Source organism: Nonomuraea sp. 3N208, from assembly GCF_052245935.1.
Taxonomy (GTDB): domain Bacteria; phylum Actinomycetota; class Actinomycetes; order Streptosporangiales; family Streptosporangiaceae; genus Nonomuraea.
In genome coordinates, this window is the sequence record NZ_JBQQBR010000014.1 from 220,204 (window position 1) to 235,037 (window position 14,834).

General features: G+C 67.6%; 13 protein-coding genes. 3 read left to right on the top strand and 10 right to left on the bottom strand.

Annotated elements, in window-relative coordinates:
• Positions 1-396 precede the first annotated feature (396 nt).
• Positions 397-1,410, top strand: coding sequence for a M36 family metallopeptidase (locus ACTWPT_RS22850; RefSeq protein ID WP_443179457.1), 1,014 nt, complete (start codon positions 397-399; stop codon positions 1,408-1,410).
• Positions 1,411-1,449: 39 nt separating this feature from the next.
• Here the strand turns inward: ACTWPT_RS22850 and ACTWPT_RS22855 are convergent, their stop codons facing one another.
• From ACTWPT_RS22855 to ACTWPT_RS22875, 5 genes are all read right to left on the bottom strand, one after another.
• The gene (locus ACTWPT_RS22855) at positions 1,450-1,629 is read right to left on the bottom strand and encodes a beta-galactosidase (RefSeq protein ID WP_443179458.1); all 180 of its coding nucleotides are present in this window, start codon (positions 1,627-1,629) and stop codon (positions 1,450-1,452) included.
• 220 nt (positions 1,630-1,849) lie between these two features.
• Entirely contained in the window at positions 1,850-2,716 is an 867-nt protein-coding gene (locus tag ACTWPT_RS22860) for a carbohydrate ABC transporter permease (RefSeq protein WP_443179459.1), read from the bottom strand.
• On the bottom strand, positions 2,713-3,594 hold the full coding sequence (locus tag ACTWPT_RS22865; RefSeq protein WP_443179460.1) for a carbohydrate ABC transporter permease: 882 nt from the start codon (positions 3,592-3,594) through the stop codon (positions 2,713-2,715). The genes ACTWPT_RS22860 and ACTWPT_RS22865 overlap by 4 nt, the downstream gene beginning before the upstream one ends.
• A complete protein-coding gene (locus ACTWPT_RS22870; RefSeq protein ID WP_443179461.1) occupies positions 3,591-4,835 on the bottom strand; it encodes an ABC transporter substrate-binding protein in 1,245 nt (414 codons plus the stop codon). Before ACTWPT_RS22870 ends, ACTWPT_RS22865 begins: the two co-directional genes overlap by 4 nt.
• A 1-nt stretch (position 4,836) precedes the next feature.
• A complete protein-coding gene (locus ACTWPT_RS22875) occupies positions 4,837-6,099 on the bottom strand; it encodes a Gfo/Idh/MocA family protein (RefSeq protein WP_443179462.1) in 1,263 nt (420 codons plus the stop codon).
• A gap of 80 nt (positions 6,100-6,179) precedes the next feature.
• On the opposite strand from ACTWPT_RS22875, the gene ACTWPT_RS22880 reads away from it, so the two are divergent.
• Together ACTWPT_RS22880 and ACTWPT_RS22885 are read left to right on the top strand one after the other, a co-directional pair.
• Positions 6,180-7,331 (top strand): ROK family transcriptional regulator, encoded by a 1,152-nt coding sequence (locus ACTWPT_RS22880; RefSeq protein WP_443179463.1) that lies wholly within the window; start codon positions 6,180-6,182, stop codon positions 7,329-7,331.
• 135 nt (positions 7,332-7,466) lie between these two features.
• A complete protein-coding gene (locus tag ACTWPT_RS22885) occupies positions 7,467-10,388 on the top strand; it encodes a glycoside hydrolase domain-containing protein (protein WP_443179464.1) in 2,922 nt (973 codons plus the stop codon).
• A 228-nt stretch (positions 10,389-10,616) separates the two neighbouring features.
• Here the strand turns inward: ACTWPT_RS22885 and ACTWPT_RS22890 are convergent, their stop codons facing one another.
• Genes ACTWPT_RS22890 through ACTWPT_RS22910 form a run of 5 tightly spaced genes read right to left on the bottom strand, consistent with a single transcriptional unit; the run spans position 10,617 to position 14,832 of the window.
• Positions 10,617-10,898 carry a YciI family protein gene (locus tag ACTWPT_RS22890; protein WP_443179465.1) on the bottom strand — a complete coding sequence of 94 codons (282 nt, stop codon included), beginning with the start codon at positions 10,896-10,898 and terminating at the stop codon, positions 10,617-10,619.
• A 48-nt stretch (positions 10,899-10,946) separates the two neighbouring features.
• Positions 10,947-11,855 carry an amidohydrolase family protein gene (locus ACTWPT_RS22895; RefSeq protein WP_443179466.1) on the bottom strand — a complete coding sequence of 303 codons (909 nt, stop codon included), beginning with the start codon at positions 11,853-11,855 and terminating at the stop codon, positions 10,947-10,949.
• Between the two features lie 5 nt (positions 11,856-11,860).
• Positions 11,861-12,976: a vWA domain-containing protein gene (locus ACTWPT_RS22900; RefSeq protein WP_443179467.1), complete on the bottom strand. Its 1,116-nt coding sequence runs from the start codon at positions 12,974-12,976 to the stop codon at positions 11,861-11,863.
• The gene (locus ACTWPT_RS22905) at positions 12,969-13,826 is read right to left on the bottom strand and encodes an AAA family ATPase (RefSeq protein ID WP_443179468.1); all 858 of its coding nucleotides are present in this window, start codon (positions 13,824-13,826) and stop codon (positions 12,969-12,971) included. Before ACTWPT_RS22905 ends, ACTWPT_RS22900 begins: the two co-directional genes overlap by 8 nt.
• Positions 13,816-14,832, bottom strand: coding sequence for a xanthine dehydrogenase family protein molybdopterin-binding subunit (locus ACTWPT_RS22910; protein WP_443179469.1), 1,017 nt, complete (start codon positions 14,830-14,832; stop codon positions 13,816-13,818). The genes ACTWPT_RS22905 and ACTWPT_RS22910 overlap by 11 nt, the downstream gene beginning before the upstream one ends.
• Positions 14,833-14,834 lie beyond the last annotated feature (2 nt).

Here is a 14,834-nt window from a genome sequence, read left to right on the forward strand (position 1 = left end):
TGGTTTTGTTCGTGGGAACTGACCGCACTTGGTGGCTGCGGGGTCTGCGGCCTCGTCAACGGGTAGGACCGACACGGACGGCAGCAGCAGCTCATGCCAGACGAGGGCCCCGCTGCCTGGCTGTATGCGCGGCGGAGCCCCAGCACGCGAATGCTCCAAGGCTTCACGTCGGAACCTTTCGAAGTATTCTCCGCGAGCATTGCGATCTCTTGAGCGTCCGGCTCGCCGGAAGTTGTTGCGGTCGATCGGCACCTGTATCTGATCGGCGCCATTGTGCGCGGTGTCTATGGCCAATGCGCGTTGAAAGAGCCGACGGCGCTGTCGAGTACGAGGTGACAGCTGGTCACTCCGAGCCGTACATTCGCCCGATAACCCCCCTTAAAGAGGAGACTGTTTGTGTTCACCCCCCGGCAGCGCCGAACTACCGCCTGCCTCGCCCTCGCTACCGCCGCCGCGCTGCTGGTCCCCGGCACCGCCCATGCCGGCACCGACCCCACCGCGACGATCTTCTACCCCAACCCGGTCCAGACCCTCGGCGACCAGTTACTGACCGACGACAAGGACCGCGACAGCGCGGCCTTCGCCCTCGCCTACCGCACCGTCACCCTCACCGACCTGGACGGCTCCGGCACCCTCACCGGGCGTTACGTCCGGGTCAAGAGTGAGACCGGCAAGCCGGTGAAGGGCACGTTCTCCTTCCACCGCGACACCGACCAGTTCGAGCAGGTGATGGGGTACTACTGGGTCACCGCCGCCCAGCACTACCTGCAGTCAGTCGGCTTCGGCTCCCGGCTGCGTCCGGTCAACCAGCGCCAGATCGAGTTGCGGATCAACCAGTACGGTCCCGACAACTCCTTCTTCCGCGAGGACAAGGCCAACATCACCCTCGGTAAGGGAGGTGTGGACGACGCGGAGGACGCCGAGGTGATCGTCCACGAGTACGGTCACTCGGTGCAGGACGGTCAGGTGCCTGGCTTCGGCACCACGCTGGAGTCCGGCGCGATCGGCGAGGGCTTCAGCGACTACCTCGCCGTCGCCGTGACGAGCTGGAAGACCGGCGTTCCCGCGAATGCGCCGGAGGCCTGCGTCGCCGACTGGGACGCAGTCTCCTACACCTCCACTACCCCGCACTGCCTGCGCCGCCTCGACGGTACCAAGCGCTACCCGGAGGACGCGGTGGGAGAGGTCCACCGCGACGGTGAGATCTGGTCGGCGGCCCTGTACGACATCCGCGCCCGCCTGGGCGACAGCCTGGGCAGCGCGATCATCATCGATGCCCAGTTCGACTTCGCCAAAGACACCACGTTCCGCGCCGCCGCTGAGGCGACGGTGGCCACGGCGCAACGCCACGGCGGCGCCACCGCCGCCACCGCGGTCCGCGAGGCCTTCGCATCCCGAGGCCTTCTCTGACCGGACAGCACTCCGCAGGAGCAGGCCCTGCCTCGTGCGCTACCGTGCCCGCGAGGCAGGGCTTGCTCCGTGACCGGCGCCGCGATTCTGGCCCGGCAGCCGCAGGTTCCACGGCACGTAGGTCTCGACCGTGTTGAGGCCCATGGCGCGCACCATGGCGAGCCGGTGCTTCCCTTGCTCGGGGTGAACGCGGAAGTAGTGCAGTGCGCCCGACGGCACCTGAACTCGGCGCCGTCCAGCCGGAATGAGCCGTCATCGACGGGGATGACGCGCACGAAACCATCCCTTGCCGAGTTCGGGGTCCTGGCAGGGGCGCCAAGGGCGGGTGGATGGGTGACGCACTTGAGTACGCCTTCGACCAGCGCAGGTGGCCGTGCCGGCCGTCGATGCCGACGGTGACGCTCTGGCCCGGCAGCAGCGTGTGCCGATGATCGGCGGGTTATCTGCTGATTCCGGCGGTCATGCCGTCGACGATGCGGCGGCCCAGCCAGATGTAGAGCACGATCATGGGGTAGACCAGGATCACGATGCCCGCGAACATGCCGCCCCAGTCGGAGCTGTACTGCATGCTGCTGTACAGACCGAGGAGCGCGGCAGGCAGGGTGCGTTCCTCAGGGAGTGGGGCGATCAGCAGGGCGAGCAGGGTCTCGTTCCACAGACCCATGACGTTGAGCACGAATACAGTGGTCAGACCCGGCCTGGCCACGGGCATGATGACCTGAACGAACGCGCGGAGCGGGCCGGCGCCGTCGATCTCGGCCGCCTCCTCGATCTCGTGCGGCAGCGAGCGCATGTAGCCGGTGAGCACGAACACCGCGAAGGGCACCGACAGCGCCACCTGAAAGACCAGCAAGGTGATGCGGTTGTCCCACCAGCCGGTGACCCAGTCCTCCATGAAGGTGTAGACCGACAGTTTGATCACCACGATCGGCACCAGGATCGTCTGAATCGGGATGCTCAGCCCTATCGCGAAGTAGTTGATAGTGCGGCCGGCGACGCGCCGGTTCGAGCGTGCCAGCACATAGGCGGCGGGGGCGGACACCGCCACGATCACCACGGATCCGAACAGGGTCAGCACCACGCTGTTCATGGCCGCGGCGGAGAATTCGGCCGCCTGCCACGCCGAGCTGAAGTTGTCCCAGCGCGGGGTCTCCGGCAGGCCGAACGGATGCAGCCACACCTCGCCCGATTCCTTCAGCGACTGGATGCCCACCCACGCGATCAGGGCGAGGTTGAAGGCCACCCAGGCCCACAGCGCGACGGCCGTGGCCCTGGGCAGCAGGATGTCCCCGATCAGACGTCTCATGACAGCTCCACTCGATCACGCCTGGTAATGCGCCGGGTCAGCACGATCAGTACGGCCGTCACGAGGAGCGTCATCACGCCCATGGCCGCCGCGCTTCCGAGGTCCGGCAGGCCGGCGCCCTTCACCACGATGTACTGCTGCACCGCGATCGTGCGGGCGGGGATCGGCGGTGCGGCAGCGGTTCCCGCGGTGGTGAAGGCCAGCACGATGTCGAAGATCTTCAGGCTGCCGACCACCCAGAGTACGGCGGAGACCGCGAAGACGTCCCAGGTCAACGGGAGCGTGATGTGCCGGAACTGCTCCCATTTGGTGGCCCCGATGAGCTGGGCGTCCTCGTACACGTGCGCCGGGATGGCGTCGGCGGCCGACATCATCAGCGCGACGTAGAAGCCGGTGCTCGACCAGACCAGCCCACCCACGATGCAGCGGAACACCATCTCGGGGCCGAGCCAGGGCTGCGGGTCCAGGCCGAACCAGCCGAGCACGATGTTGACCGCGCCCTCGGGGTTGAGCAGGAAGCCGACCGCCGCGCCGATCGCGATGATCGAGATGACCATCGGCAGGAAAACGATGGCCCGGATGAAGGCCCGCCCCTTGAGCTGTCTGAGCACGACCATGGCGAGGAAGGTGAAGCAGAAGATCAGACCGCCGCCGACGATCGCCATCACGAACGTGTTGGTGAAGGCCGTGGCGAAGACCTCGTTGTGCAGCAGCGCCACGTAGTTGTCCAGCCCCCGCCAGGCCATCTCCGAGCCGGGTCCCGACCATCTGGTGAGGCTGACCCAGATACCGAACAGCGAGGGCGCGACGAACAGCAGGGTATAGACGAGGAGCGCGGGCAGCAGGAAGGGCCAGAAGGCCCGTTCATAGGCTTTCATCCGTTCGCCAGGTGCTCCGCCGTCCGCTTCTTGCCCTCCCGGACGAACGTGGTCGCGTCGATCTTGCCGGAGAGCAGCTTGTCGTTCAGGGGCAGGAACATATCGCCCCACCAGGTCTTGTCGGCACCCGCGTAGTCGTAGCTCAGGTGCGTCTCCTTGGCCTCCAGCACCGCCTTCTGCACGTCCGCCATGTGCGCGGGCGCGGGCACGTCACCGCGCGAGGGGATGTTCAGCGCCACGGTGGAGAACTGCTCCATGTACTTCTTCTGCAGCGCGAAAGCCAGGAACTTCTTGGCCGTCTCGACGTTCTTGCCCTTGGCGTTCACGCCCCATCCGAGGGTTCCCACCTCGGTGGACCTCTTACCGCCGGCGGGGATCTGGAACGAGGCGACCTTGAAGCCGGGAGCCAGCTGGGGCTGGACCTCGCTGGCCAGCCAAGTGCCGTTGAGGTTCAGGTCGTATGTGCCCTGCGCCCAGGCGTTCTGTGCGGCGGGGAACTTGGTCGCCATGAAGTCCCGCTGGAAGTAGCCGCCCTTGGCGAGCTGCTCGACCTTCTTGGCCGTGTCGAGCACCTGGGGCTTGTCCCAGTTGGCGGCGTCCTTGGCCAGCTCGGCGAGGCTCCCCGCGCCGTTGGCGCCCACCAGCAGGCTGTAGAACCAGTAGACGTTGTAGAAGGCGATGGTGCCGTCCTGGCCGATCGGGGTACGGCCGGCCTTCTTGGACTCATCGAGGAAGGCGATGAACTCCTCCCAGGTCTGCGGCTTCAGCCCGGGGTGCTTGGCCGCGTTGTACCAGACGGCGGTGGAGATGATCGTGTGCGGAAGGTAGGCCAGGCCGTTCTTACCGGAGGAGGCTCGCCGTACCGGCTCGGGGAGCACCTCCTTGACCGTCTTGCCCTCGCCGGGGACCTGCGCGTTTTCCACGTCGTCCAGCGGGCCGATGATTTGCTGGGCGGTCAGGGTGTCGATGTCGCCGGTGGTGGTGTCGAACAGGTCGGGGCCCTGGCCGGAGGCCATCTCGGCGTTGAGGTTCTCGTTGCCGGTGCGGCCGACGAACTTCAGGTCGACCTTGGTGCCCGTCTCCTTGGCGAAGTCGTCGAGGATCGTCTTAATGATCTTCGCTTGGGGCTCCGCCGCCCCCCAGGACGAGCGGTAGGACAGGGACTGCTGGGCGGGTTCACCGCTGTTCTTCTTGCCGCAGGCGGCCAGGCCGAGGGCACCGATCAGGAGGAGAGCCGTCATTTTACGCATGGTGGGGGGCCTTTCCTATCGAGACGACGGTTCGAGTGTGCCTGGCCTGTTCCGCGGCCCAGACCACCCGGTGCGTGGCGAGGCTGGCTTGTGCGTTGGTCGGGACCAAGGCCGGGTCGTTGTCGCGGACGGCGGCGAGGAACACCTCCATCAGCGCTCCGTCACCGCCTCCGTGCCCGGAGGCGGCCGAGGCGTCCGCACCGGCGAGGGCGTCGATCACCGACACCTCATTGGTGAGGAAGTCGTGGACGCGGAGCGTCTCGCCGTCGCAGTCGATCGAGCCGTGCGTGCCGAAGATCCTGGTCTTCCTGTGCTCGAGCGCGCCGAACGCGGTCATGGTGCAGGTGGCGCTCGTGCCGTCGGCGAACTCCATGATCACCACCTGGCTGTCGACCACGTCGTTGTCGCAGGCGTAGACGCATCTGCCGTACGGGCCCTCACGCAGGGCCGTGAGCACGCCTTCCTCGGTGAAGTCGCGGGTGATCGCGCCGAGCGGCCAGACGTGCCGGTTCGGATCGGCGAGGCACTCCATGTACAACTGCCTGGCCGAGTAGGGGCAGGTGGGCTCTACCGAGCAGTCCAGGCATCGGTCGGCAGCACCTGCGGGCTGGTTCTCCTTGGTGAAGTGGACGAGCTTGCCGAAGGAGGAGACCCGCTCGGGCACCTCGCCCTTGATGTGCACGATCCAATCGAGATCATGGCAGGCCTTGGCGAGTAGCATCGGGGCCGACTCGGCCTCGTTTCGCCAGTTCCCCCGCACGAAGGAGTGTGCCTGGTGCCACCAGCCGACCTGCTCCAGGTGCTGGATGTTCATGATCTGGCCGATCCTGCCCGCGTCCAGGAGCTCCTTGAGCCTGGTCGTGTAGGGCGCGTAGCGAAGCACATGGCAGACCGCCAGGATCACGCCGTTGCGGTCGGCGGCCTCGGCGATGGCCGCGGCGTCCTCCTCCGTCGGCGCCATCGGCTTCTCCAGCAGGATGTGGTAACCCAGCTCGGCCGCGCGTACGGCGGGCTGGAGGTGCAGGCGGTCCTGCGTGGCCACGATCACCGCGTCGGCCAGCCGCCCGCCGGCCAGCAGGTCCCGCCAGTCGGCGAAGGCGCGCTCGGCCGGGATGCCGTGCTCGGCGGCGAAGTCGGCCCGCCTGCCCTCGTCGGGCTCGGCGACGGCCACGACCTCGGCCAACCCGCCTTCGCGCGCCAGTCTGGCGTAACCGGTGCCGCGCAGGCCCGCCCCAATCACGGCAAGAGTGACCATCCGCATCCCCCATGGGTTGTACATTACTAATGAAAGATGTTTTTATTTGTGCGGCAGAGCATCTGTCAAGGGGGCAAGCGTTGACAATTCGCGGCGGCGACACCTCGCGGCTTCGCCGGATCAATCTCGTGACGACGCTCCGTACGGTCCGGTCGCAGGGGCCGCTCGGACTGACCGACCTCGCCAAGAGGGCCGCGCTCTCCAGACCGACCGTGGAGGGTCTGGTCGAGGAGCTGCTGGGGGCAGGCTGGCTCAGGGAGCTGCCGCCGGAGAGCGGCCAGATGGGGCGGCCGGCCAGGTTGTTCGCCTTCCACGCGGCGGGCGGCCACGTGCTCGGGATCGACATCGGCTCCTACACGGTCAGGGCCAGCGTCGCCGATCTGGAGGGCACGGTCGTGGCCGCGCACGACGAGCAGATCGCCTCCACCGCCGGCCGCGCCGAGCGGCTGGCCGGTCTCAGGACAGCGATCGCGGCCGCGCTGGAGGAGGGCGGGCTGACCGCCGACCGCATCGCCGCTGTTTGCGCGGGCACCACCGGTGTGGTGACCGCCGAGGGCGTGGTGAAGCTGTCGGTCGGCCTTCCCGAGTGGACCGGCCTCGATCTGGCGGGCGAGCTGAGCGCGAGTTTCGACTGCCCCGTGCTGGTGGAGAACGACTGCAACCTGGCCGCGCTGGCCGAGCGTTGGCGCGGCCAGGCCGGCAGCGTGGACGACCTGGTGTTCGTGCTGGCCGGCGTGCGCACGGGCGCGGGCATCCTGGTGAACGGCAAGCTGCTCAAAGGCGCCAGAGGCGGCGCGGGCGAGATCGGTGCGCTGCCGCTGCTCGGCTGGCACCGCGCGCCCGTCCATCTGACCGGCTTCCAGGGCCTGCCGCCCGGCACGCCGCCACGGGACGCCGCCGCCCAGGTCTTCGCCGCGGCCAGGTCCGGCGACCCGGCCGCGCAGTGGGCGGTCGAGCATTACGCGCGCGACCTGGCGGAAGGCATCGCCGCGTTGGTGCTGACCGTGGATCCCGAGCTGGTGGTACTCGGCGGCGGCGTCTCGCGCTCGGGCGACGTGCTGCTTGCGCCGGTTCGCCGGCATCTGGACCCGTTCTGCCTCGAACCTCCCGTGGTGGCGATCTCCGATCTGGGGGAGCAGGCCGTGGTCCTGGGTGCGGTACGGCGCGCGCTCGATCACGTCGACGCCCGCCTCTACGACTTCGACGCTCCCCTCCCGAAGCCGTCCTCTTGACGATCATCGTCGCATGAGGGCACTTGACCAGACTTACACAAGAACTCATCATAAGTGGCCATGCGACATCGAGCCCTCCCCTTACTCTGCGTTACCATCCTGCTCGCACTATTCGCACCATTCGCGCCGGCTGCCATGGCCGGTCCGAACGCTGCGCAGCTATGGGTTGAGAGTCCGCAAAAGACCCTCTATCGCACGACGACGGTCCCGCAGAGCCCGAGCACCTCCATCAACCTCGTAGCCGCCCGCGGTGAATACGAGAGCGCGCAGATCGCCGTGCGCGCGAAAGAACGGCTGCGCATCGAGCGCGTCAGATTCGGCAACCTGACCGCAGGCGGCAAGCGGCCGATTGCGGGAGCCAACCTGAGCTACCACTTCGTCGCCTACAAGGACGACAGCACGGTCGCGGCGAACCCGTTCTTCCCCGACCGTGAGGGCAACCTGCTCTATCCCGAGTCGGTCATGCCAGACCCGCTGTCCAACGACCGGGCGACCTGGGTCGAGGCCGGCCAGACTCAGCCCGTCTTCGTGACCGGCTTCGTGCCACGCGGCACGGCGCCCGGCGCCTATCGCGGCACGGCGACGGTCGAGACGACTCGTGGCGACTACTCGGTCCCCATCCAGCTGAGCGTGCACAACATCGAGATCCCCACGATCGACAAGTCACCGTTCACCAACTACCACTGGACGATGACGAACGGTTTCACCTGGGACGGCTTCAGCTGGAACGGCGAGGCCGGCCAGGCCTACGACGTCGGCAAGTATTACTACGGCGTCGAGACCTACAGCGACGCGTGGTTCGACCTCATGGACGAGTTCGCACGCAAGCTTGCTGACTATCGCACCAACATGGTCTGGCTCCGCACCGACCTGTTCCTGCAGTCCACCGGCACGGAGCTGTCGGAATTCGTCCAGGGGATTCCGAGCGACGTCGACTGGACGAACTTCGACCGCTACGTCGAGGCGTTCAAGCGGCACGGGATCACCAACTTCGCGAACCAGCATCTCGTCCACGCGCTGAACAAGATGCCGGACAACGAAAAGCCCGACGACAGCTGGAACACCAAGCTGCCGGACAGCCTGCCGGTCACCGACGCCTTCCTGACGAACTATCTGACCGCGCTGCACGAGCACCTGAAGAGCAAGGGCTGGACGAACGGCCTGACGTGGTATCAGCACATTCGCGACGAGCCCATCACCGCCGACCAGCGCAACCTCTGGACCTATGTCGCGCGCAAGATTCAGCAGATCAATGCCGGCATCGGCGCCGATTTCCGCACCATGGACGCCGACCCCGAGGGCATCCTGCTCGACGACAAGACCAAGCCCTATGTCGACACCTGGGTTCCGCTGACGCCGGCATTCGAGCACAAGAAGGCCGGCTACAAGGCACAGCAGGCCGCGGGTCAGGACCTGTGGGTCTACACGTGCGAGGTCAACACTCCTCCGTGGCTCAACCGGTTCTGGACGCAGCCGACGATGACCGGCCGCATGCTGTTCTGGGACCTCGAGCGCGAGGGCGTGCAGGGTCATCTGCACTGGGCGTGGAATGCGTGGTACGTGGGTCCTTGGAAGGGCGACTCCTACATCGTCTATCCCGACAAGGCCAACTTGACGGTGAAGAGCAGCCTGCGTCTCGAGGCACATCGCGATGGTCTCGAGGACTACGAGCTCCTCAACATCCTGAGGAAGCGCAACTCGGCCTTGGCGGAGCAGATCGTCGACAGCGCGATCAGCCCGGAGGACCCGCGGCGCTACACACTCGACCCGGCATATCTCGATACTCTGCACAGCTACATCGTGCGGGCGGCCGCAGGCGAGGCTGTCGGCGCCATTCCCCAGCCGACAAGCCCATATGAGGGGCAGGATGTCCCGCGTACATTCCTGCTCGACAGCACCGATGACAGCATCAGCTACTCCGCCGGCTGGGCGCCGCGGCAGCGGCAGTCCGCCTACCTCGGCAGCATCCACCTCAGCAAGACCGCCGGCAACAAGGCGACCTACGTATTCGACGGCACCGGTATCGACGCGTTCTTCGAGAAGAACACGACGACCGGAAAGGTATCCGTGTCGGTCGACGGTGGGCCGGCGACGGTCATCGATCTCTACGAGGCGGTCCAATACGACCGCTTCACCGCGTATCGAAAGTCCGGGCTGACACCGGGCAAGCACCGGATCGAGATCACCAACCTCGAAAACAGAGAGGTGCGGTTCGACGGATTCCGCGTGCATCTCGCACCTGGGCAGCAGCACTTCGACGCGACGTTGAAGGACCTGAAGCTCACCAATGTCTCGGAATTCAAGTTCGAGGGGCATCGCGGTGACTATGCGCTGCTCGTCAACCAGGGGGCGAACACCGTCGGCCTGACCCCGACGCTGGCCGACGCCGGCGGCACGATCACCGTCGACGGCAGCGCCGTCGCCAATGGTGCAACCGTCAACGTCAACGTGGCGAACGGCAAGAACAAGGTCCAGATCCGCACGCTGGCAAGCGACGGCCAGACCGCGAAGGCCTATGAGCTCACGCTCGTGAAGGGCGCGGTCAACACGGCGGACGCCAACATCGCCCGCAGCTATTCGGCGGTGTCGGCTTCGGCGGCACGTGATGGCGATGGCGGCGTGCAATACGGCCCGCAGAAGATGGTCGACGGCGAATACGGCACGATGTTCGCCGCCAAGCAGGGCTACACCGATGCGAACCCGTTCCCGCACGAGGTCGTGCTGGACTGGAACGAGCCGAAGGCGTTCAACACGCTCGTGGTCGCAACCCGTGGTGGCATTCCGCAGGGCCTGACCGACGTCGACGTCGAGGTCTCGGCCAACGGCACCGACTGGACGACCGCCGCTCAGGGCGTCGCGTTCCGGTGGACGCATGACGATGACGACGGAATCATGGAGTATTCCGTCGCCGATCTTCCCGACCTGCAAGGCGTCAGGAAGCTGCGCCTGAAGATCAACGATGCGAACTACACCCGCTGGAGCATGTATGCCGTCTACGAGCTGGAGCTCTACAACCTGCCGGCTCTGCGTGCGGCGACGAGCAGCCAGGCCAGCTGATCAGCTACCACTGAGCACTCCGGTGAGCACTCCGGTGAGCACACCGATGGGCAGCTGATGACCGGGCGGGATCCGCTGTGCCAGCTGGCCCGGTGACCAGCGCCATGGCTCCACGAGCCCCGTGAGGGAAGCGGGTTCGGGCCCGTCGCCTTGGTCAGGCGACGGGTGCCCCCGGGAGCCCCTCGGACGACACGGCTGGGGCCGCGGGCGGCTTCGCCCTGAGCGACTCTAGCCAGAGCCGAGCGAGCCGACTGTCACCCGCCACTCGCGCAGCTTGCGATCCTTGGTGACCTGCAGCTGTGTGTAGGGGTCCTGGTCGACGAGCGCCTGCGCCGCGGTCTCGTCCTCCGCCTGCAGGACGATCATGCCGGCCGTCAGGTCCGTGTAAGGGCCGGCCGCGACGATGCTGCCCTGCTCCAGGAGCTTGTTCAGGTGGGCGAGATGGTCCTCGCGGCGCTCCGCTCTCAGCGGGGTGTCGTTGTAGCCGTAGGTCAGGACGAACAGTGCCATTCCGGGATACTCCTTTTCTGTTTCTACCGTTGGACGGCTTGATCCATGTCAGCCGTCCAGCCCGTACACCCGTCGTGCGTTGCCGGCGAAGATGGCGCGTTGGTCGGCGGGCGGGAGGTGGGCCAGCGCGTCCTTCCATGCGCCGACCACCCGCGGCATGGTGGTCCAGATCTTCTCGACCGGGAAGTTGGTGCCGAACATGGCCCGGTCGGCGCCGAACCAGCCGATCACCTCGTCGGCGACGAGGGAGATGAGGCCGGGATCCACCCGGTGGACGAAGGTGCCCTGCCCGGTGAGTTTGACCACGACGTTCGGCCGCTCGGCCAGCGCGGCCATCCCGGCCCGCCACGACTCGACGTACTCCTGGCCGATGAGCATGCCCGCGTGCACGAGGACGAAGGTGACGTCCGGGAAGGCCGCTGCCAATTCGACCGCATCCGGCATCTGTTCGGGAAAGACCTGCAGTTCGAACAGCCAGCCGCGGTCGGCGAGCGCGCCGATGTTCTTACGGAAGACCGGATCCTTCATGCGGTCGGGCGCAGTAGCGAACCGGAACTCCGGGCGCTCGTGCCAGTGCAGTTGCTGCCGGGTCCCCCGGATCAGTGGCGTGAGCGCAGCCTGCCGTCGCATGATCTCCGGAGTGTCCTCGTCGAACATGTCGGCCGATCCGATGACGGCCATCGGCCAGCCCGTCTCCTGATGAACCTCGCTGAGCCATCGCACCTCGTCCACGACCCGGTCGAGCGGCCAGTTCGTCTGCACGTAGACCGACTCGCTGATGCCCGAGGCCGCGGCGTCGGCGATGTACTCGTCGATCAGGTAATCCCGCCTGATCGGCTCGTAAGGCCCGAAGATCCGCGGCACCATCGGGCCGGACAGCCACGGCAGGTCCCCGGCCCGCCAGATGTGATGGTGCGAGTCGACGATGTCGTCCGTGTAGCGGGTCGCCTCCGACATGACGATCACTCCCTGCCCAAGGTCTGTACCTGCTCGTACGCCGTACGCAGGTCGCGTACGCCCGCAAGCGCGTCCACACTGCCGAGCACGGCCGCCATACCGCGGGTGACCGGCCGGTACGCCGGGTCGCAGGCGAGCGGCGACCACCACAGCAACCGGTGGCTCAGCAGCGACAACCGCCGTACGCCCGCCTGCATGGGCCCGCAGTCGCCGCGTTCCAGGCCATCTGAGAGCACGATCACCAGGGCGCCGCGCGCCACGGTGACATATCGGGCGTTGCAGAGGAACTCCTGGAGCGAGACGCCGATCCGCGTCCCTCCCTCGGCGTCCAGGACGACATCGCTCAGCGAGCCGACGGCCGTGTCGACACCCCGTGCCCGCAGCGGCTCGGTGACGCGGGTCAGCCGGGTGCCGAAGGTGAACACCTCGACGCGGTCGAGGCGGCCGACCACGGCGTGGGCGAAGCGGAGGTAGTCGGCGCTGTGCTGCTTCATCGATCCGGACACGTCGATGAGCAGCAGCACTCGGCGCTGCCGCCGCGGACGGTTCCGCCGTCGCAACGTCACGATCTCGCCGTGGCTGCGCCAGGATTCACGGCAGATCCTGGCGAGATCGATCCACGGACCTCGCCGGGCGGGCCGACGGCGGCGTGACCGTACCGTCGGCACCGCGCCGGGCAGCTCCCGCCGCAGCAGCGAGAGCACTGCCCGGTCGTCCTCGCTCGCCGGGCCGAACACCGGACGTCTCTCGCGCTCCGAGGAGCCGGCCTTGAGGCCCGCCTCCCCGCCGAACGTTGCCGTGAAAGGAGCTTCGTCTCCCTCCCCGCGCGGCGCGGGGGTCTCCTCGTCGGGGGACTCCTGATCGCGGACGGGCCGTGCCGCGACCTCCCCGAACCAGCGCTGGAACGTGGGGGAGTACACCTCCAGGTCCTCGCTGGAGGTGGTGAGCGTGGCCGCCCCGATCCAGTAGAGGTGCGTGGCGTCGCGCGGGCCGGCGGCCTCGATCGCCTGAAGGAAGACCCGCTGTTTGGGCACCGGTACGCGCAGGCCCTGATCGTGCAGGTCCCGCAGGAACCCGTGCACATGATCGCCGATGCGGACGACGAGGGACCGCTCAGTCACGGAACACCTCCGCGGCATGGCGGCCGACGAGGGCCAGGTCCTCCTCGTGCTTGACGAGCAGCCCTGCGGACCGGCGCATCGCCTCCAGCCAGCTCGAGCCCTCGCGGGCCAGCGCCTGCACGCCGCGGGCCCAGGAGACCGACTCCGCGATGCCCGGGCGCTTCAGCAAGGCCAGTCCGCGGATCCGATGCACGGCGGCCACGAGGCGGGCGGCACTTCTCTCGTCCAGACCCGGCGCCTGCGCCCGGATGATCGCTCGCTCCCGTTCGGCGTCGGGGAAGGGGATCCAGTGGTAAAGGCACCGACGCTTGAGCGCGTCGTGCAGTTCACGGGTCCGGTTCGAGGTGAGGATGACGAACGGAGCGCTCGCCGCCCTGATGGTGCCGATCTCCGGGATGGTGATCTGAAAGTCGCCGAGGAACTCCAGAAGAAACGCCTCGAACTCGCTGTCCGCACGATCGATCTCGTCGATCAGCAGCACCGAACCGGATGCCGCCCGCAGCGACCGCAGCAGCGGGCGCTGCAGCAGGAACTCCTCGCGGTACAGGTCGCCGACGCCGCGCCCCTCCACCTCGGCGGCCCGCAGGGAGAGCAGTTGCTTCGGATAGTCCCACTCGTACAGGGCCTGGGAGGCGTCCAGCCCTTCGTAGCACTGCAGCCGGATCAGCTCGCGGTCGAGGACCCGGGCCAGGACGTTGGCGATCTCGGTCTTGCCGACCCCCGGCTCACCCTCCAGCAGCAGCGGAAGCCCGAGCACGCCGGCCAGGTGGACGGCGGTGAGCAACCCTTCGTCGGCAAGGTAGCCCTCCGCGCCCAGCCGCCGATCCAGCGCGCCCTGATCAACCAGCACGGCCGCCCCGCAGCTCGTCGAGTCCCCGCAGCACCTTCTCCGGGGTGAACGGCATGCTCGTCAGCCGTACGCCGACCGCGTCGTACACGGCGTTGGCGATCGCGGGGATCGGCGCGTTCGCCGTCATCTCGCCGATTCCCTTGGCCCCGAACGGCCCGTTGCCGGCGGGCCGTTCGAGGAACACGCTCGTCTGCGCCGGGATGTCGGCCGGCCCCGGCATCAGGTACTCGGTGAAATCGACAGGGCCGTGCTCGCGCGACTCCGGATAGTACGGCTCCGTCGACTCGAACAGCGCGTGCGACAGACCCATCCAGGCGCCGCCCTCGACCTGCTGCGTCGCCATGGCCGGGTTGAGCGCCCGGCCGATCTCGTACGTGTTGTAGAGCCGCAGCACCTCGATCACGCCGGTCTCGTCGTCGACCTCGACCTCGGCCACCGTGCACGCGTGCGCCTGGCAGGAGTCCGGGTCCATCTCCCCGGTCTCCGGCACGACGGTGCTCGGCTCCTTGAGGAAGATGCCCCGGCCGGAGATGGTCCGGCCCTGCCGGAAATGCGCGGCGAGCGCGACCTCGCTGACGTGGATCTTCTTTTCCGACGATCCCTTGAGGCGGATGAAGCCCGTGCCGTCGGTCTCCAGATCCTCCGCGTCGACCTCCAGCTCGTCGGCGGCGACCTGGAGCATGACGTCCCTGGCCTCGCGCGCCGCCATGATCACGGCGTTGCCGACACGGTGGGTGCCGCGGCTGGCGAACGTCCCCATGCAGTGTGGGCCGGTGTCCGTGTCGGCGGTGTCGACGATGATGTTGTCGATCGGGATGCCGAGCGTCTCCGCAGCGCATTGGGCGACGACCGTCCGCAGCCCCTGGCCGAGATCCACCGAGGAGAGCGTGACGACGAATCCGCCCATCGTGGTGGCGTGGACGAGTGCCTGCGACGGGTCGCCGCCGAGGTTCATCCCGGTCGGGTAGTTGACCGCCGCGTATCCGCGCCCCTGCCGTAACGCCATCG

Bases quoted from the DNA above. Each gene is read 5' to 3' on its own strand.
- ACTWPT_RS22860 (WP_443179459.1), bottom strand. From the start codon at position 2,716: ATGAGACGTCTGATCGGGGACATCCTGCTGCCCAGGGCCACGGCCGTC.
- ACTWPT_RS22865 (WP_443179460.1), bottom strand. From the start codon at position 3,594: ATGAAAGCCTATGAACGGGCCTTCTGGCCCTTCCTGCTGCCCGCGCTC.
- ACTWPT_RS22870 (WP_443179461.1), bottom strand. From the start codon at position 4,835: ATGACGGCTCTCCTCCTGATCGGTGCCCTCGGCCTGGCCGCCTGCGGC.
- ACTWPT_RS22875 (WP_443179462.1), bottom strand. From the start codon at position 6,099: ATGGTCACTCTTGCCGTGATTGGGGCGGGCCTGCGCGGCACCGGTTAC.
- ACTWPT_RS22885 (WP_443179464.1), top strand. From the start codon at position 7,467: ATGGCCGGTCCGAACGCTGCGCAGCTATGGGTTGAGAGTCCGCAAAAG.
- ACTWPT_RS22890 (WP_443179465.1), bottom strand. From the start codon at position 10,898: ATGGCACTGTTCGTCCTGACCTACGGCTACAACGACACCCCGCTGAGA.
- ACTWPT_RS22895 (WP_443179466.1), bottom strand. From the start codon at position 11,855: ATGTCGGAGGCGACCCGCTACACGGACGACATCGTCGACTCGCACCAT.
- ACTWPT_RS22910 (WP_443179469.1), bottom strand. From the start codon at position 14,832: ATGGCGTTACGGCAGGGGCGCGGATACGCGGCGGTCAACTACCCGACC.